The sequence below is a fragment of the Kribbella sp. C-35 genome (genome assembly GCF_046549195.1).
Taxonomy (GTDB): domain Bacteria; phylum Actinomycetota; class Actinomycetes; order Propionibacteriales; family Kribbellaceae; genus Kribbella.
Genome location: NZ_JAJPWG010000002.1, coordinates 157,069 through 174,387 on the forward strand (window position 1 = coordinate 157,069; position 17,319 = coordinate 174,387).

The following is a 17,319-nucleotide window of genomic DNA, read 5'->3' on the forward strand; positions in this document are numbered from 1 at the left end:
GACTGGTTTGATTCTTACAGCCGACAAAACCTAGGCCGCATCCTCCCACCACGGGGTTCGCATCTCGAATCCCGAGAATGTCGGGTTGTTAACTGTGAATTCGGTTAGGTGCTGCCGGGTGGTTACGCTCCGCGTGTGGATGCCATGGTGAAGGTCGGTGACCGGGTGCTGCTGTACGCCATTTACGGGACCGACAGCGGCGTACCGGTGATGTCGTTCGGGGGTACGCCGAGCACGCGGTGGAAGCGGCCTGAGGTGGTCGCGACGATCGAGGCGTCCGGGGTGTGGATGGTGATGCCGGACCGGCCCGGGTACGGCGGATCGACCCGGCAACCTGGCCGGACCGTGGCTTCTGTCGCCGCTGACGCGGTTGCTTTGGCTGATGCATTGGGCTGGGAACGGTTCGCGGTCACTGGTGGCTCTGGCGGTGGTCCGCACGCGTTGGCCTGTGCCGCACTGCTACCGGATCGCGTGACCCGCTGCGCGGTGACTGGGAGCAACGCGCCGCCGCTCGTAGACGGTCCCGAACCGACCGAGGCGGAGGAACAGGCGGACCCGCGACGTAACCGCACGTCTTGGCTGGCGGTGCACGGCGACCTGCGTCCGGGGCTCGAGGAAACAGCTCGCACGATCATGACCGCCGTCGAGGAGGGCGGACCGGAGTTCCCACCGGACCCGGGCTCACCGCCAGGACCCCCGGCCCGGGAGGACCCGGAAGCCGTGGCGCGTCTCACTGCCACCTTTGTCACCAGCCACGACGGCTGGATCGACGACCACCTCGCGTTCGCTCGACCCTGGGGTTTCGACCTCGGCGACATCCGGGTGCCTGTCAGCCTCTGGCACGGATCTGCCGACGAACGCGCCGGCAAGTACGCCGACCACCTGGCAGCCGCAATCCCACACGCCGAACGCAGGTACTACGTGGGCGGCCACATCCCGCCAGCAAATGCGTACCGCGAACTCCTGCGCTGGCTGACACTGTCCTGATGGACCTAGCACGTCAACTCGTCCTGGAGCTGTATCCGGAGGCCCGGGCCGCCTGGCTCGGCGGGAGCGTGGCGCGCGGTGACGCGAGTCCGACGTCCGACCTGGACATCACAGTGCTCCTGGACGGGCCGCCGGCGCCGCGGAGGAGGTCGCTGGAGTACGGCGGCTGGCCCGTCGAGCTGTTCGTGCACACCGAGAAGTCACTGCGGTACTTCGCCGACAAGGACCAGCTGCGACGTCAGCCGACCATGATGCGGCTAGTGGGCGAATCCGTCGTACTGGTGGACACGGACGGGTCCGGTGCTCGGCTGCAGGAGGAGTACCTGGCTGAGGTTGCAGCTGGGCCTAAGCCGCTGACGACGGACGAGCTGGACCTGCTGCGCTACACGGTCACGGACCTGCTGGAGGACCTGGCAGCCGCGGAAGGTGATGTGCGCCTGGCGATCGCGTCAGTGCTGTGGCAGGAGGCGGCCCGGCTGCTGCTGACCGGCGCAGGCCACTGGTCCGGCACCGGCAAGGGCCTGCTGCGCGAGCTCACGGCCTACGACGTTGCCCACGGCACCGACCACGCTGTGAGGTTGCTGGACGGCGTGCGTGCATCGGACGACCGCCTGACTGCTGCCGTGGACCGCATCCTCGCGGCGCACGGAGGTCGCCTGTTCGCCGGATTCGAGCTGGCGGCGAGCATCTAGTGCCGTTCGGGTCCTGACCCGCTTGCCCCGGCCAGGGTCGTCCCCTCCCATGCCCGGCAGGAAGAGGCCGGCAATCCGTCGATTCACTCCGCCGCATGCGCGCCTCTGCGGCGCTTGCCGGCGCCCGTCGGCCACCCTCCCGATCCGGTCCGCGGCACCACCTCCCTTCCCCGCTCTCCGTCGGCCAGCCACGTGGACGTCCTGGTCGATCTCGAACGGCATACACGTTTCCGCCATGCCTCGCATGTGACGTTTCCCCTTGTGGATAAGGAAAAACGACCTGGACCACCGGCATGCGTGTGACATAGAATCGAACGCATGTTCGAGGAAGATCTGGAGTCGCTCCCGACCCGCGACCTGCTAGAGCAGGCCGCGGACTGTCGCACAGTGGCCAGCCGGGCCGACGCGCGGCTGCTGGAATGCGCCCAGATCTACGCCGACCGCTTCCACCCCTCCGTGTGCGGAACCCGCCCGACCCGCCGCGCCTCCGACGGCCGCGAACGCGCCGTCATCCTGGGCGGCGAGGGCTGCCCGGAGATCGCCGAGTTCGCGATCGCCGAGTTCGCCGTCGTGCTCGGTGTCTCACCCGGCGTCGGCCGCGACCTGCTCGCCGACGCCCTCGCCCTGCGCCACCGCTTCCCCCGCACCTGGACCCGCATCCAGGCCGGCCAAGCCACCCCCTGGAAGGCCCGCCAAATCGTGCGAGCCTGCACCAAACTCGACCATGCCGCCGCGGAGTACGTCGACCAGCGCGTCGCGGCGATCATCGACACCATCTCCCCGCACCGGCTGGAAAAGATCGCCAGCGCCGCCCGCAAGCACGCCGACCCCGCCCGCGCCGCAGCAGAGGCCGCCGAAGCCGCCGACGAGCGTGGTGTGCATGTCGGCCGCGGCGACGGGCACGGCAACAAGACGATCTACATCAAAGCCGCGGCCGCAGCCGTCAACCGCTGCAACGCGACCATCACCGACATCACCAACGCCCTTCAGGCCCTCGGCGACACCCGCCCAGTCCAGCACCGCCGCGCCGAAGCCATCGACATCCTCGCCGACCCCCGCTTCACCCAAGAACTCCTCAACCACGCCCGCACCTATATCGAGGCAGCCCTGCCGGGCGACGCGGCGACCAGCCCCACCGACCCCGAGCCAGCCACCTGTCACGAACCCACCACCACTCCCAGAACCCCCGACAACCCGCCGGCGCCGAACGATCTGGCGGTGCAGGACGACCCGGTGGGGTCGGACGATGTGGTGGTGCGGGTTGGTGAGATTGGCGGGAATGAGCCGCAGGCCAACTCCGTCGACCTGCCGGAGTCGCTCGATCTAGTGGAGCCGGCGGGTCCGGCGGACGATCCGTGGCTGGAAGCCGCCGCGCCCTACGACCCCGACCCGCCGACCGACCCGTTCGACCGGCGATCACCAGCTCAGGACGCGGACGCGTGCAACGAACCCGGCAAGGGTTCGGCGATGGATGCTGCCGCGTTGCGGGCACTCCGCGCCCGGCTCGCACAGATCAAGCACGACGCCTACGCCAACCCGAGCTACCCGATCCACCCCGCCGCCCCTGGCCACCCTGCCAACCCAGGCAGTCCGCACGACCCACGCGGTCCAGGCGATCCAAGTGTGATGCGCCCGGGTGCATCAGCGCGACCGGACGGCCTAGCCAAGGGACAAGTGCGTCCAGGACCGGCGCGGGCAGGACAAGTGCGTCCGGGACAGACCGAGGTCGTCGTACACCTCACCGACCACACCCTGGCCTCCGGCACCGGCGTACTGCGTGCCGAAACCATCGGACCACTCCTCGCGGCCCAACTCACCGAACTCGTCGGCTACGGCCCGTACACCGTGAAGCCCGTGATCGATCTCAACGACGCCGTGAGCGTCGACGCCTACGAGATTCCCACCCGGATCCGCGACCGCGTCAAGTTCACCTACCCCGTCGAGTTGTTTCCGTACGGCACCCGGGAAACCACCAACACCATTGACCTCGACCACATCGAGCCGTACGACCCGCACGGGCCGACCGGGCAGACGAGTACGACGAATCTTGCGCCGCTCGGTCGCTTCGGGCACCGGGTGAAGACGCACGCGCGCGGCTGGAGTGTGCGCCGGATCGACTACAAGACACTCGAATGGACGACGCCCCACGGGTTCACGTTCCACGTCGACCCCACCGGCACCCACCGGATCGACCCATGAGGCCGTGCCGAGTCCGGGCCGGAGCGCTGACAGCCCGACATCGCAGGTCGAACAATCGCGCCACCTCGCGACGCCGTCGTCGTCGCGGACCAGTTGGACGGTTGTCACGCGTTGGTCGCGACCACGGGCCTGCCTGTCACGGTCTCCACGACGTACGTCAGGAAGTCCCGGATGTCTCCGAGCAGGTCGGCCTGGTCGGCGTAGCCGAAGTGCCGCTGGCGTCGCGCAGATGCAGCCCCTCGGCGAGCACCCGGTGCCAGCGCTCGTCGTAATGCGTCAGTGCCCAGCGGCCGGCGCGCGACTTCGCGGTCATCTCGCCCGTCACCAGGAGGTGGTGCAGGCGCACGGAGGCGAGGATGCAATGCGAGAGCAGATAGTCGCGCTCGCGCTCGTCTGCCGGGAGGTCGGCAGGGGTCGCCCGGGTCAGGCCCTCGGCGTTGCGGCGCCAGTAGGTGTCGAGGTTGTCCACGGTGTAGTCATGCAGCGCCTGCTTGTCGGTCCAGATCTGAAGAGTGGACAGTTCTGGGCCGGCGACCGTGATCCCGGCCTGGGCCAGCTCGTGCCAGGTGATCATCCGCGACGGCGAGGCGATAATCTCGAGTTTCCTGGTGGAGATCATCTCCGGCACCGGCGGAAGCGTGCGCGGGTCGCACGCCAGGTCGGCAGCGAGCACGTGCGGCCCGTCGAACCGGGTCGAGGAGTACGCCGCCATCTGCGCATGAACGCCCCGCAGCGCCTCCACCTCCGCCGGCTCGGGCCGGTGGGCGAGCGTGGCGAGGAAGTCGACGTCGGACTCCTGTGGCGCCCACTCGCCGAAGACCACGCCACCATGGAGATACAGCCCGGTCAGCAGCCCCGCGGGCAGCTCCCGCTCGGCCAGCACCAGGAAGTGGTCGCACAGGTCCAGGACGGGGGCTGGGAGGGCCACAAGCTTCTCCTAGGGTCAGAAGACCGGAACGGCCCACTGTAGCCAACGACCCGGGCCGCACTAGTCGATCAGCTCCCAGCGGCGCTTCGGGAAGAGGCGTACGGCGACGACAGCGGCTGCTGCGCCTAGGAGTACGCCGGGGATGATCCAGCGCCATCCGGTGAAGGCGTTGGTGGTGGTGGACGCCTGAGCCTCGGCTGGTGGGTCGGGTGCGGGCGCGGGCTTTGGTGTGGGCTCCTGGACCGTGTAGCCGTCGTTCAGGCTTGGGCCGCCGTAGAACTCTCCGTTGAGCAGCTTGAGTTCGTTGAGGAGCTTCAGGAGCTTCACCGGGTCGGTGGCGCGGTGCCACGTGGGCTTCGCGGGTTTGGTGTCGGACATCAGTTCCTCGGTAGCGATCCACGGTCCGCCCGGTGCGTCGGGGTAGATGATGTCGATGCGCCAGACCGACATGTCGTGGATCATCCAGGTAGCGCGGACGAACCGGCCGGACAGGTGCTCGCCGCTGGGCTTGCCTGGCGTCAGTTCGGTCAGCTCGACGAGTTCGTCGTACCGCGGGTCGTTGTAGCCGACCGCGACCACGCGCGGAGGTGCACTGAGCAGGACGCTGGTCGGGCCTCCGGCCTCTGCGGGCGTAGCACCAAAGGCGAGGATCAGGACGACAAGCACGAGGATGCGGCGGACCATGGCAGCTCTCCCTACGGTTTCCTTTGCTGCTGATACACCGCCGGCGCTCAGGAGGTTCCGGTCGCCAGCTCCACGGCCCGCGCCTTGTCAACTCCTTCGAGACGGAACGTGACACCGTCGCGCTCCCAGACCAGGGTCGGTCCGGCGATCCGTACGACGCGTTTGTCGACCAGCACCAACTGGTGCGGCGTACTGAACCAGAAGCCCGGGACCTCGGGGACGTAGTCGAGCCCGCCGTAGTACTGCTTGATGTACCGAGGCTCGAGCCCGGACTGGAACTGCTCCAGCCGTACGCCGTCCCAGCTGATCGCTAGGAAGCCTTTTGACGCCTCTACACCCGTCGGCGCACCCAGTGCCCTGGGGAGCTGCGGCGTGAAGCCAGCGACGCGTTCAGCGGCCTCCAGGGACATCTGACCGCCCACTGTCGGAGGCGGTGGTGCACTACTCGGTCCGGTGCCTACCGGCTCCGCCTGGACTCCCCCGATGTGCAGCCACTCCGCAACGGTCGCGCGTACCGGAGGGGTCAGCGCAGCACCCGCGAGGAGGATGAGGAAGCCCGCCAGGAACGCCCGCCACCTGTCCCGCAGCCGCTTCCGCACCGGGATGTCCGCGACCCGTAACAGCACTGCCGCGGTCAGGCCGTCGTCTACGGGAGGTACGACGGCTGAGCGTCCGACGGACCGCAGTTCGTCTTCAAGGCTCATCGCTGCACCTCCTTGTCGGGTAGAGCGTCACGCAGTCGTCCCAGTGCGCGGTGCAGCCGCGACTTGACGGTTCCTCGCGGCCAGCCGAGTACTACGGCGGTCTCCTGCTCGTCCAGGTCCAACAGGTACCTGCAGGTCACCACCAACCGCATCTGCTCGGGCAACGCGCGTACGGCGGCCAGCAACTCGGTACGGCGCTCCAACGACACAGCCGCATCTGCTGGATCCAGTACGACGTCCAGCGGCGCCGCAAGCTCCTCCCGGCGTGCCCGCCGTCCACGAGCACGTAGAGCGTTCCGGGTCTCGTTCGCCACGATCCGCAACAACCAGGGCCGGAACGCCGCGCCCTCCCGGAACCCACCGAGCGCTCTGAACGCCTTGACGAACGCCTCCTGCACCACGTCGTCCGCATCCGCTCCGGCGCCCAGGAACACCGCCGTCCGCTTCGCCACGGAGGCATGCCGGTCCACCAGCTCGCCGTACGCGGCCGACTCCCCGCCGCGCACCCGAGCCACGATCTCAGCTTCCTCAGCCAGGCTGATCCAGAGCCTCCTATCTACAGCCCTGTCTACTTCCGGACACTGGCACTACACCGCCGATCATCTCCAGGTTCCCGTGTATAGGGTCGGAGTCGTGCCAGATATCGACGCAAGCTTTCTCGCTCTCCCCCGGCAGGAGTTGGCGGCGGCCGCCCTGCAGCGCGCCCGTGACCTCGGGGCCACGTTCGCCGAGTTCCGGCTGGAGCGGATCCGGTCCGAGTCCATCTCCCTGCGCGACAGTGTGCTGGAGAACGCGAAGGACGACGAGGATCTCGGTCTCGCCGTCCGCGTGATCCACGACGGCACCTGGGGTTTCGCCGCCGGTGTCGCGCTGACCACCGACGAAGCGGTCAGCCTGGCCGAGCAGGCCGTGAACATGGCCCAGGTGTCCCGGCCGATCAACGCCGAGACGATCGAGCTCGCCGACGAGCCGACGTACGACGACGTCACCTGGATCTCGTCGTACGAAATCGACCCGTTCAGCGTTCCGCGGGCCGAGAAGGTCGCGCTGCTCACCGACTACAGCGACCGCCTGCTCAAGGCCGAGGGCGTCGCCCACGTGAGCGTCCACGTCGCCACGATCCACGAGTGCAAGTACTACGCGAACACCGCCGGTACGTCGTACACGCAGCAACGCGTCCGCATCGGCCCCGACATCACCGCGCACGCCGTCGCCGAGGACCGGTTCGACTCGATGTCGTCCACCGCCCCGCCGGCCGGGCGCGGCTGGGAGTACATGACCGGCACCGGCTGGAACTGGGACGAGGAGCTCGCCCAGATCCCCGCCTGGCTGGCCGAGAAGATGGCCGCGCCGACGGTCGAGGCCGGCACGTACGACGTCGTCATCGACCCGTCCAACCTCTGGCTCACGATCCACGAGTCGATCGGCCATGCCACCGAGCTCGACCGTGCCCTCGGCTACGAGGCGAACTACGCGGGCACCAGCTTCGCCACACTCGACCAGCTCGGCACGCTCAAGTACGGCTCGCCCGTCATGCACGTCACCGGCGACCGCGTCGCGGAGCACGGCCTGTCCACCGTCGGGTACGACGACGAGGGCGTCGCCGGCCAGCAGTGGGACCTGGTCAAGGACGGCATCCTGGTCGGGTACCAGGTCGACCGCCGGATGGCGAAGAAGAACGAGGACGTGCTCGGCACGCCGCGCTCCAACGGGTGCGCGTACGCCGACTCGTCCGGCCACATCCCGATCCAGCGGATGGCCAACGTCTCGCTGCAGCCCGCCGTGGACGGCCCGTCCACCGAGGACCTGATCAGCCGGGTCAAGAACGGGATCTTCATCGTCGGCGACAAGTCCTGGTCGATCGACATGCAGCGGTACAACTTCCAGTTCACCGGCCAGCGGTTCTACCAGATCACCGACGGCAAGCTCGGGGGTCAGCTCCGCGACGTCGCGTACCAGGCCACGACCACCGATTTCTGGGGCTCGATGGAGGCCGTCGGCGGCCCGCAGACGTACGTCCTCGGCGGCGCGCTGAACTGCGGCAAGGCCGAGCCCGGCCAGTCCGGCGCCGTCAGCCACGGTTGCCCGTCGGCGCTGTTCCGCGGCGTCCGCATTCTCAACACCACTCAGGAGGCCGGCCGGTGACGGGCATTCAACTCACCCCGCAGGACACGATCGAGCGGGGCCTCGCCCTGGCCGCGGCCGAGGGCGCCGACGGTTGCGTCGTACTCGTCGCCGAGACCTCCAGCACCAACCTGCGCTGGGCGAACAACACCCTGACCACGAACGGCGCGATGCGCGGCTCGAGCGTGACCGTGATCGCCACGGTCGGCGCCGGCGAGGGCACGGCGGCCGGCGTCATCGGCCGCTCGTCGGTCACCGACGACTCGTTGCGCGAGATCGTGTCCGCCGCTATCGCGACCGCCCGCGCCGCAGGCCCGGCCGAGGACGCCCGCCCACTCGTCGACGGTACGGCGGGAGCGGACTGGGATCTCGAGCCGGAGGAGACGACCGTCGGTGTGTTCGAGAAGTTCGCGCCGTCGCTCGGTGAATCGCTCAAGCGCGCCGACTTGGAGCGCCGTCGGCTGTACGGCTTCGCCAACCACGAGGTCGTGACGCTGTACGTCGGCTCCTCGACCGGACTGCGGCTGCGCCAGGCGCTCCCCCGTGGGTACGTCTCCTCGACTGGTAAGAACGCCGACCTGAGCCACTCGGCCTGGGTCGGCACCGCCACCCGCGACTTCACCGACGTCGACGCGCTCGCGCTCGCCGCCGAGCTCACCCGCCGCCTCGGCTGGGCGAAGCGGACGGTGTCCGTCGACGCCGGCCGGCACCCGACGATCCTGCCGCCGGCCGCGGTCGCGGATCTGATGACGTACCTGTTCTGGCAGCTCGACGGCCGGGACGCCTTCGAGGGCCGGACCGTGTTCTCCAAGCCTGGCGGCGGCACCCGGCTCGGCGACACGCTGTCGTCACAGCCGGTTTCACTGCACTCTGACCCGGCACTGCCCGGCCTGGAGGCGTTCGCGTTCGCAGTGGCTCGCTCGTCGGGGGGATCGTCGAGCGTGTTCGACAACGGGCTGACGCTCGCAGCCACGGACTGGATCCGCGGCGGCAAGCTCGAGCACCTGATGACGAGCCGGTACACGGCCGGTCTGATCGACGCCCCGACGGCCACCCCGGACATCGAGAACTACGTGGTCACGGTCGACGGTGCGACCGGTTCGACCGACGACCTGGTCGCCGGGCTCGACAACGGGCTGCTGCTGACCTGCCTCTGGTACATCCGGATGGTCGACCCGCAGACGCTGCTGCTCACCGGCCTCACCCGCGACGGCGTCTACCTGGTCGAGAACGGCGAGGTCACCGGGGCCGTCAACAACTTCCGCTTCAACGAGAGCCCGGTCGACCTGCTGGCCCGGTTCACCACGGCCGGTGCGACCGTTCCGTCGTACTCGCGGGAATGGGGCGACTACTTCTCCCGCACCGCGACCCCGCCGCTGCTGATCCCCGACTTCAACATGTCGAGCGTCAGCCAGGCGAACTGATCACTGTTTGGTGAGGGCCACACGCCACATCTGGCGTTGGCCTTCGTGGTACGGCGTGAGCTCGTCGAGCTGCCAGCGCTCGGCGAGCTCACGCACCAGGTCCTCGTCGAAGAAACGGCCGACGAAACCGTCGTGCACCGACAGCCCGTCGTCGAGCTGCTTCCAGTGCTGCGAGCACGGGTCGCCGGTCGACCACACGGCGTACACGAAAACCCCGCCCGGGCTGAGCACCCGGTGGATCTCGGCGACGAGTGATCGCAGCTCGGACGGCGAGAACGCCATGTTCAGCAGGAGATTCGCGAACACCGCGTTCACTCCGCCGTCGGCCGGCGGCAGCGGGTCGCGGACGTCGTGCAACGCGGCGGTGACACGGTCGTCGAGCCCTTCGCGCTGCGCCTCGTGCCGCAGCTGGTCGAGCGCCGTCTCGCTGAAGTCGGTGGCGTGCACGCTGAATCCCTGTCTGGCCAGGAAAAGCGCGTCCCTGCCGTGGCCGGCGCCGAGTTCCAGCACGTCATCGATGCCTGCGGCACCGAACCTCTCCACGGCCTGCTGCGCCGCGGCCGATGGCTCCAGGCCGTGCAGCTGCGGGCGTCTCGCGTACGCCGAATCCCAACGTTCCTGCTGAGCTCTTGCGAGCTCGACATGCCCAGTGTTCCCTCTTTGCATGGTGCTCCCCGTGTTCGTCACGCCGGTCTGGACGATCGGCAGACCGCGCCAGCCTACGTCAGAACTTTGAGTAGACGTACTCAAGCGGCGGGCCGTTCCCTCTCGGGACAGTGGTAGGGACCCGAGGAGGACTCGATGCCGACCGCCGCCATCACCTGCCCCACCTGCCGCTCCCAGCTGCACCTGACGATCGAGCCGGCCCCTTATCCACAGCCTTACCCACAACCCGAACTACGCCTCCCCACCGCCCCACCCCACCTCGGCATCCACCCGCCCCCACCCCCTGCCCCTCCTGCCGTCACGCCTCCCGTCGCGCCGCCGGCACCGTCCGCCGTGCCACCTGTTGTCGCGCCGCCTGCGCCGCCTGCCTCGCCGCCTGTTGCGGCTCGTTCCACGCGGCCGGTGTCCGGGAGCCGTCCGCCGTACCCGACCACGTTCGGCGACCCCCGCCCACGCCCCCAACCACCGGCCCCGCCGGCCAACCAGCCGCCGAGTCCTTCCTGGATCCGCCGCCTCAGCCCCCAGGCCACCCTCCTCACCCTCGGCGTACTCCTCCTCCTGGCAGCCGGCGTCACCTTCCTCGCCGTCAACTGGGACAGCCTCCCCGTCGCCGCCCAGGCCGCCATCATCGGCACCCTCGCCGCCCTCTCCTTCGCCGGGTCGATCCCAGCGAGCCGCCGGAACCTGGCCGGCACCGCCGAAGCCCTCGCCATCCTCGGCACCGGCCTGCTCACCGTCGACCTGTACGGCGCCCGCGCCCTCGGCCTGATCCCACCGACCGCCGTCGACGGCTTCACCTACAGCGCGATCGTCTTCGCGACCATCGCCGTACTCGCCCTCCTGATGACCCGCCTCGCCCCCAAGGTCGTCACGTACGGCGTCACCACCGTCATCGCCGCCCAACTCCCGGTCCCACTCGTCCTGATCGACCGGACAAGCCTCCCGGTCCTCCTCGGCGCGCTCCTGGCCCAGGTCGTCAGCACGCTGTACCTGTCCGCGAAGGGCACTGCGATCGTTCGCCGTACCGGATCCGTCACCGCAGCCATCGTCTTCTGCGGCATCCTCGTAGCCGGCATGGCCCGCACCCTCCTGGGCCTCCTGACCACGACCACCCTGTCCATCACGGTCGCCACCGCCGCGATCGTCTGCCTCGCCGCCGCGACCGGCAGCGCGATCCTCCACAAACGCCCGCTCCCCGCAGCATTTGCATCCGGGCTCGGCGAGTGCGTCTGCGCCGCAGCCGCTGCTTTCGCGGTCGCCACCACACTCCCGCAGCTCCACGGCCCGAGCCGCTGGTTCACCACGGCCCTCGCCACGGCCCTCGCCGTCATCGAGCTCGTCGCAGCCCGCCGTACCGGCAAGCTCGCCGTCATCCTGCACACCGCAACCATCACGGCCGCCGCCGTCGACCTCACGTACTGCGTGGCCACGGACGACATCCGCCAACTCGGCTATCTCGCCGCAATCCTCGCCGTACTGGCCGTCCTTGCCACCGTCCGCAAACTCACCGACCCCGTCCCCACCGCAGCCGTCGCCAGCCTGAGCGCCCAGCTCGCAATCATCCTGTTCGCCTTCGACGGGTACGTCGACACCTGGCCGGCCGCCGTCGCACTGGCCGCCGTCGCCGCGACCGGCATCGCCGTCACCTGCGGGTACGTCGGCAAGCCGCTGGAGCCCGTCCTACTCACCACCGCAGCCTGCGCCGCCGTACTGGCCGAGATCGCCGCCGTGTCGGCATCCCCCTACACCGCAACCGGCGTCGTCCTGACCATCGTCGCCGCCCCGCTGATTGCCTACGGCATGAACCCGCGCCGCCGCCCCACCCTGCTGCAAGCCGCGCTCCTGCTCATCATCGCCAACACCGCCTTCATGCTCGGCGCCGACGCCCACACCCTCGAGTGGTACACCGTCCCGCCCGCCCTGATCCTCCTCGCCGTCGGCATCGTTGCCTGGCGCAACCAACCCAGCTGGGTCTTCCTTGGCCCCGGCCTGATGCTAGGCCTCGCCCCCTCCGCCCTGACCGCCGACACCACCGACAACTGGCTGAGGGCAACCCTGGTAGTAGCCGCCGCAGTCCTCCTCATCCTGCTCGGAGTCCGCCACGCCCTCCAATCCCCCTTCATCATCGGCTCCGCCGCAGTAGCCAAGATCGCCATCGCCCAGTTCCTGGAAGTAGCCCCCCTAATCCCCCGCTGGATCACCCTCGCCACCGCCGGCCTAATCCTCCTAACCACCGGAGCCACCTACGAACGCCGCCTAACCCAAGCCAAACAAGTCACCCGCTGGGTCGCCAACCTCCGCTGAAAATCAAATGCTCGTCCCATCTCCACGACACTCGGCAGTCGGTCACCGCCCCGCCAATTGGCGGATACTGAAATCTCAGACGACCGCATGACCGGGGGCACAATGTCTGGCGACCTTTTCCTGCCGTCCGAGGCCAAGGCGCTGGTCTACGAGTTCGCCGTCCTCCGGAAGAACCAGGGCCTCAAACAGGCCCGGCTCACCGAGGACCGTGCCGGCAACCTGCTCGCATCGCGGGCAGTCCACGAACACATGAACAGACATGGCGTTGACGATCCGGCCGTCGCCGCGATCCAGGTCGTCACCGACGCAGTACGTCGACTGCCTGATCTCTCCGATCGTGTCGTCGCGGACGCGGTATTCGGCCTTGGTCTCTTCCGCACGGAGTATTCCGCCGGAGACGTCGAACCTCGAGTGATCCGGATCCTCGAAACCGCAGATCTCACCGACCGCCGAGTGGCGCTACGTGCCAATTGGCGCGAACTCCACAGGGCCGTCGGGAGCGAGCCGAGAGAGACGCCTGGAGACCGATTCCTTCGCGACACTGTGGAGCTGAGAATCTTCCGGGAGCTCGCTCTGCTGATCATCGGCGGGTCAGGCGACCGTCGGCAAACCGGTCCGATCACCACCGCCCCTCGGAGACTGTCGGAGGGCGCGAGGGCGTCGTCACCCGGCAAGGTCGTGGTCGTCGGCGGTGTCGCGATGGATCACGTCTTCGAAGCCGATGCGGTGCCGCTTCCCGAGACCTCCGTGATGGCCAGCGGATACATCCGCACGCCTGGCGGCAAGGGCCTCAGTCAGGCGGTGGCCGCGGCTCGACTCGGCCTGAACGTGTCGCTGATCGCGGCACGCGGCGACGACGCCGACGGTGGGCAGATCTTGCGTCATCTGGAAAGCGAGAGAGTCGACACCTCGTTGATGGCGATCGCCGCCGGCAAAACGACGCCGCAGACCGGCGTGATCGAATTTCCGGACGGCGAGAGCGCCGCGGTGGTGTGGCACAACGACCGAGCAGTCGCCCTCGAGAGCCGGGACGTCCATCGACATCGCGATGTCCTTGCTGCCTGCGACGCCGTCCTGCTGACTTTCGAGATCCCACAAGACGTGCTGTACGGCACGCTCAGTCTGATCCACGGCTTGGGCCCGGAACGACCGGTCACCGTCGTCACGCCTGGCCAACCCTACGAGAGCGGAGGACTTTTCGGCCACGCGTTCACACAGATCGACTACCTCGTTGCACACAGCTGGGAACTGCGCAAACTGGCCTACTACACGCCCGGCCGACTGACCTCGCACCATCTCGGCGAGAGCTTCCTGCGACTCGGCGTGAAGTCAGTCTGCGTGCTCGGCAACCGAGGCGGCACGATCTACTCCCAGAACGAGCCGGCTCGCTCGCTCACACCTCCGTCCTCGATGCTCAAGGAATCTTCCATCACCCGAGACCTGTTCTGCGCTGCCCTCGTCGCACGCTTGGTCGAGGACCATTCGCTGACCGACGACGTGGTCCGCTGGGCCTCCGCCGCTATGGCCAGCTTCGCCGACGAATACGAGAACGCCCGCTCGCTTCCCGATCGCAACCGAGTAGAACGAAGGCTTAGGACCTTCCCGGGTGACGCTTACCGGTAAACATCTTGATCCCCGTGCCCCAGCCAAAGTGCTTGTCGAACGCCAAAACTGCTGCTTGACACCCAATCGTCATCGGTTCCCATAGAAGTCGAAGCAGAGGTCAAGGCGGAACCGGGGGGTCCGTCAAACCCGGGAGCCAGCGAACGTTTGGTTGTGAAGTTCAGAATCGAGGCACACCATGGCCGCAAGTCAAGCTGTTGCGCTGATACTGATCGTCATCGTCGCCTACAACATCGCCTGCTACTGGAGGAAGTTGGTCTTCCTCCTAGCCGTCCTCGTGATCTCCTTCTGCGGCTTCGGGATTTACGCGCTGGCTCAGACGCTCCGCGGCGAGCCGCCCACGCCCGGCGACGAATTTGTGAAGACCGAGACCGCGTCCTACCAGCGCTGACTACCAGGCACGGATCAACAGTTGGCCGCGGCCGACAACCGACAGGGGACAGAACGTGCGCGACACCATCTCGCCCGACGGACAGGAGAACGTGTTGCTGCACGTTCTGCAGGAACTGCGATCGCTTGATCGACCGGCCTTTTCCCAGTTGCAGTCGGGGCATGATGAGCTGACTGCGCTGCTTGGCCTTGCCACGGTACGGCGCTATGCGACCGTTCACGACGTCGCCCTGGAGGCCAGCGCGCTCGCCGTCGTCAGTCAGTGTGTTCGCGCCCTCGACGGCAGCGAGAGGATCGTCGCGGACGCCGTACTCGGACTTGGAACGTTCGCTGAGGAATACGCGTGGCATCAGATCGATCGGCGCACCATCCGAACGCTGTCGGACGCTCCATTAGACCGCCGCCGCGGCGTGCTCCTGACCAACTGGGCCGCACTGCTGAAGGCGCTCGGGCACGAAAGCGATGCCCGGCCGCCGTCCGCAGCCGACCTGGATGAGCGACTCGAGGCCGCGGCGCTTCGAGCTGTCGCGCGCCAGCTCGTTCGGCGCGAGATGTACTCTGTCGGGTCTACCAACAGCGGCGCACGCCCAGCACCTGGTGTGATTGAGCCGGAGTCACAGCGAGCCCAGGGCAGGATCATCGTCATTGGCGCGGCCGTGATGGATGCTACGTTCCGGATGAGGGAGTTCCCGCGCTGGGAGACATCGAGCGAGTCGCAAGAGTTCTCGATCTCTCCGGGCGGGAAAGGCCTGACCCAGGCGGTGGCCGCGGCCCGTCTCGGGCATCGTGTCTCGCTGGTAGCCGCCGTGGCGGACGACCGGTACGGCACGGAGATCGTCAGTCATCTGCGGTACAACAACGTCGACACCTCACTGCTGAAGGTAGTGCCTGGTACCCGGACGCCGTTCACCGGTGTCTTCCAGATGGATCTCGGCGACAGCGTCGCGACGTACTGGCGCAACGACAAGGAGGTCCGGCTCGACCCGTGGGACTGCGACGAGCTGAGCTCCGAGCTGGCGGCCAGCGATGCCGTGCTGATGACCTTCGAGGTCCCGCGGGAGACCGTCGAGCATGCCCTCACTCTGCTGCCTGGCGGCGGTGACGATCACCCCGTGGCGATCGTCACCGTGGCCCAGCCGTACCAGCACGCAACGCTGACAAGCCGCGCCCTCGAGCGCATCGACTATGTCGTGGCGCATCCTTGGGAGCTCCAACGACTCGTGTCCGGCACCCAAGAGGTGTTCGATCCCGATCCAGCTACTCGCGAACTGCTGGCTCGGGGCGTCGGGTCCGTCTGCCTGCTGTTGCGTGGCGGGTGCACCATCTACTCCCACTCGGCACAGGACGTCATACAGGCTCCCGTTCTGGCCTCGATCTACAAGGAATCCGCAGCTGCCCGGGATGCGTACTGCGCCGCCCTCGCTGACGAGCTGATCCAGAGCGACGGGCAGTTCTCCCGCCAGACCGCCATCTGGGCATCAGCTGCCATGTCCTGTGCGATCGCGGACTACCCCCTCATGAACCCGCTCCCGACGCCAGGTCGAATCGAGGCTCTCCTCTCCCGTTTTCCCTTCCTGCCATAGGCGCCACGTCTTCACCGCCGAACCACGGGCAGCCGGTCCTCGGGAATCCGTTCAGTCCCACCACGCAGTCGGCAACAGTAGATCGACGAGTTGAGAAGCGGTGTGCTACTCACCTGGACAGTGACACCGGGCTGAGCCCGCACCTCGTCAAGGTTGGCAGTCCCGAACCGCGCACGCAGTTGTCGCGGGCTGGTGTACTGCCGGTTGACATAGATGAACGGCCGGGGCCTGACTTGCATCCATCGCTGCCAGTTCGCCGCACGATAACTGACACCCGTGAAGCCCATGTTGGGATCGACAGTGGTCATCAGCAACCCCGCGTCTCGCCGGTTCTCTCGGAACCACCGCCGGACGTGTCCGAGGAGCATCGAGATCGCATTGTGCGGTGCGACGTCGAATGAGTAGACCCTGGAGATATCCCACATCCGCTCGAACGGCACGCCGTACAGTCGCCCGAGCCGATCACCCACCCGCTGCCAGTCGAGCTGCGTGGCACTGCACAAGGCGACGGGCAACCGACTACGGCGATCGACCAGCGCGAAGTTCGTCGAGTCCGGCCGAGCGCTCCGTAGGTAATGCATGTGGGTGAGAACGAGAAACGCCTTGTCGTCGTCGTACACCTGGAACCGCAGGTCGGAAACGTCATCAACAACTCTCGTCGGTACGAGGGCGCGGATGGCAGCTATGTCGGCAGACAGATGGCGCACGCCGCGACTGATCTCCGCCAGGGCCAGCCTCCGACCTACCGTGCCGTCGCGCCGGGCAACTCTCGGCAGGTGCAGAAGCGTCCGCACGGCAAGCTCACGCGCGTCAACATTCCTGGTCTTCGCCACGCCGGCGACAACATCCATGAGCGCCGACTCGCGCCGCCGGCAGGCGCCCAACGTGAGGCGCACAGACAAGTCGTCAGTGGGACCGGTGTTGGCTCCTGACAAGCTGCGCTGTCTCCCGTTCTTGCCGGGCCTTTGCCCGGCAAGCAACATGGTACGCGGAAACGGCCAACTTTACTGC

At 67.9% G+C, this 17,319-nt stretch carries 15 protein-coding genes; 9 read left to right on the plus strand and 6 right to left on the minus strand.

Annotation, left to right across the window (positions count from 1 at the left end):
- Positions 1 to 144 precede the first annotated feature (144 nt).
- The 3 genes from ACLJOO_RS13475 (at position 145) to ACLJOO_RS13485 (ending at position 3,878) form a co-directional block, all read left to right on the plus strand.
- Positions 145 to 987 carry an alpha/beta fold hydrolase gene (locus tag ACLJOO_RS13475; RefSeq protein WP_410788668.1) on the plus strand — a complete coding sequence of 281 codons (843 nt, stop codon included), beginning with the start codon at positions 145 to 147 and terminating at the stop codon, positions 985 to 987.
- Complete coding sequence (locus ACLJOO_RS13480) at positions 987 to 1,679, plus strand: nucleotidyltransferase domain-containing protein (RefSeq protein ID WP_410787327.1); 693 nt, start codon at positions 987 to 989, stop codon at positions 1,677 to 1,679. Before ACLJOO_RS13475 ends, ACLJOO_RS13480 begins: the two co-directional genes overlap by 1 nt.
- A 318-nt stretch (positions 1,680 to 1,997) precedes the next feature.
- Positions 1,998 to 3,878, plus strand: a complete 1,881-nt coding sequence (locus ACLJOO_RS13485; RefSeq protein ID WP_410787328.1) for a DUF222 domain-containing protein — start codon at positions 1,998 to 2,000, stop codon at positions 3,876 to 3,878.
- A gap of 157 nt (positions 3,879 to 4,035) precedes the next feature.
- Here the strand turns inward: ACLJOO_RS13485 and ACLJOO_RS13490 are convergent, their stop codons facing one another.
- From ACLJOO_RS13490 to ACLJOO_RS13505, 4 genes are read right to left on the minus strand one after another with little or no spacing between them, the layout of a single operon-like run.
- Positions 4,036 to 4,806: a hypothetical protein gene (locus tag ACLJOO_RS13490; protein ID WP_410787329.1), complete on the minus strand. Its 771-nt coding sequence runs from the start codon at positions 4,804 to 4,806 to the stop codon at positions 4,036 to 4,038.
- Between the two features lie 60 nt (positions 4,807 to 4,866).
- Entirely contained in the window at positions 4,867 to 5,490 is a 624-nt protein-coding gene (locus ACLJOO_RS13495) for a hypothetical protein (RefSeq protein ID WP_410787330.1), read from the minus strand.
- Positions 5,491 to 5,537: 47 nt separating this feature from the next.
- On the minus strand, positions 5,538 to 6,194 hold the full coding sequence (locus tag ACLJOO_RS13500) for a hypothetical protein (protein ID WP_410787332.1): 657 nt from the start codon (positions 6,192 to 6,194) through the stop codon (positions 5,538 to 5,540).
- Positions 6,191 to 6,709 (minus strand): RNA polymerase sigma factor, encoded by a 519-nt coding sequence (locus ACLJOO_RS13505; protein ID WP_410787333.1) that lies wholly within the window; start codon positions 6,707 to 6,709, stop codon positions 6,191 to 6,193. The genes ACLJOO_RS13500 and ACLJOO_RS13505 overlap by 4 nt, the downstream gene beginning before the upstream one ends.
- 118 nt (positions 6,710 to 6,827) lie before the next feature.
- Between ACLJOO_RS13505 and ACLJOO_RS13510 the strand changes: the two genes are divergently transcribed.
- Together ACLJOO_RS13510 and ACLJOO_RS13515 are read left to right on the plus strand one after the other, a co-directional pair.
- A complete protein-coding gene (locus ACLJOO_RS13510; RefSeq protein WP_410787334.1) occupies positions 6,828 to 8,339 on the plus strand; it encodes a TldD/PmbA family protein in 1,512 nt (503 codons plus the stop codon).
- Positions 8,336 to 9,742, plus strand: coding sequence for a metallopeptidase TldD-related protein (locus ACLJOO_RS13515; protein ID WP_410787336.1), 1,407 nt, complete (start codon positions 8,336 to 8,338; stop codon positions 9,740 to 9,742). Before ACLJOO_RS13510 ends, ACLJOO_RS13515 begins: the two co-directional genes overlap by 4 nt.
- On the opposite strand, the gene ACLJOO_RS13520 is transcribed toward ACLJOO_RS13515, so the two are convergent.
- Entirely contained in the window at positions 9,743 to 10,408 is a 666-nt protein-coding gene (locus ACLJOO_RS13520; RefSeq protein ID WP_410787337.1) for a class I SAM-dependent methyltransferase, read from the minus strand.
- A 402-nt stretch (positions 10,409 to 10,810) separates the two neighbouring features.
- Here ACLJOO_RS13520 and ACLJOO_RS13525 point away from each other — a divergent pair, with 402 nt between their 5' ends.
- The 4 genes from ACLJOO_RS13525 (at position 10,811) to ACLJOO_RS13540 (ending at position 16,308) form a co-directional block, all read left to right on the plus strand.
- Positions 10,811 to 12,712 (plus strand): SCO7613 C-terminal domain-containing membrane protein, encoded by a 1,902-nt coding sequence (locus tag ACLJOO_RS13525; protein ID WP_410787338.1) that lies wholly within the window; start codon positions 10,811 to 10,813, stop codon positions 12,710 to 12,712.
- 57 nt (positions 12,713 to 12,769) lie between these two features.
- Entirely contained in the window at positions 12,770 to 14,335 is a 1,566-nt protein-coding gene (locus ACLJOO_RS13530; protein WP_410787339.1) for a PfkB family carbohydrate kinase, read from the plus strand.
- 178 nt (positions 14,336 to 14,513) lie between these two features.
- The gene (locus ACLJOO_RS13535; protein ID WP_410787340.1) at positions 14,514 to 14,726 is read left to right on the plus strand and encodes a hypothetical protein; all 213 of its coding nucleotides are present in this window, start codon (positions 14,514 to 14,516) and stop codon (positions 14,724 to 14,726) included.
- Positions 14,727 to 14,781: 55 nt separating this feature from the next.
- On the plus strand, positions 14,782 to 16,308 hold the full coding sequence (locus tag ACLJOO_RS13540) for a PfkB family carbohydrate kinase (protein ID WP_410787341.1): 1,527 nt from the start codon (positions 14,782 to 14,784) through the stop codon (positions 16,306 to 16,308).
- An 11-nt stretch (positions 16,309 to 16,319) separates the two neighbouring features.
- Here ACLJOO_RS13540 and ACLJOO_RS13545 read toward each other — a convergent pair whose 3' ends face one another.
- Positions 16,320 to 17,291: a hypothetical protein gene (locus tag ACLJOO_RS13545; RefSeq protein WP_410787342.1), complete on the minus strand. Its 972-nt coding sequence runs from the start codon at positions 17,289 to 17,291 to the stop codon at positions 16,320 to 16,322.
- Positions 17,292 to 17,319: the final 28 nt, after the last annotated feature.

Bases quoted from the DNA above. Each gene is read 5' to 3' on its own strand.
- ACLJOO_RS13475 (WP_410788668.1), top strand. From the start codon at position 145: ATGGTGAAGGTCGGTGACCGGGTGCTGCTGTACGCCATTTACGGGACC.
- ACLJOO_RS13480 (WP_410787327.1), top strand. From the start codon at position 987: ATGGACCTAGCACGTCAACTCGTCCTGGAGCTGTATCCGGAGGCCCGG.
- ACLJOO_RS13485 (WP_410787328.1), top strand. From the start codon at position 1,998: ATGTTCGAGGAAGATCTGGAGTCGCTCCCGACCCGCGACCTGCTAGAG.
- ACLJOO_RS13495 (WP_410787330.1), bottom strand. From the start codon at position 5,490: ATGGTCCGCCGCATCCTCGTGCTTGTCGTCCTGATCCTCGCCTTTGGT.
- ACLJOO_RS13500 (WP_410787332.1), bottom strand. From the start codon at position 6,194: ATGAGCCTTGAAGACGAACTGCGGTCCGTCGGACGCTCAGCCGTCGTA.
- ACLJOO_RS13520 (WP_410787337.1), bottom strand. From the start codon at position 10,408: ATGCAAAGAGGGAACACTGGGCATGTCGAGCTCGCAAGAGCTCAGCAG.
- ACLJOO_RS13535 (WP_410787340.1), top strand. From the start codon at position 14,514: ATGGCCGCAAGTCAAGCTGTTGCGCTGATACTGATCGTCATCGTCGCC.
- ACLJOO_RS13545 (WP_410787342.1), bottom strand. From the start codon at position 17,291: ATGTTGCTTGCCGGGCAAAGGCCCGGCAAGAACGGGAGACAGCGCAGC.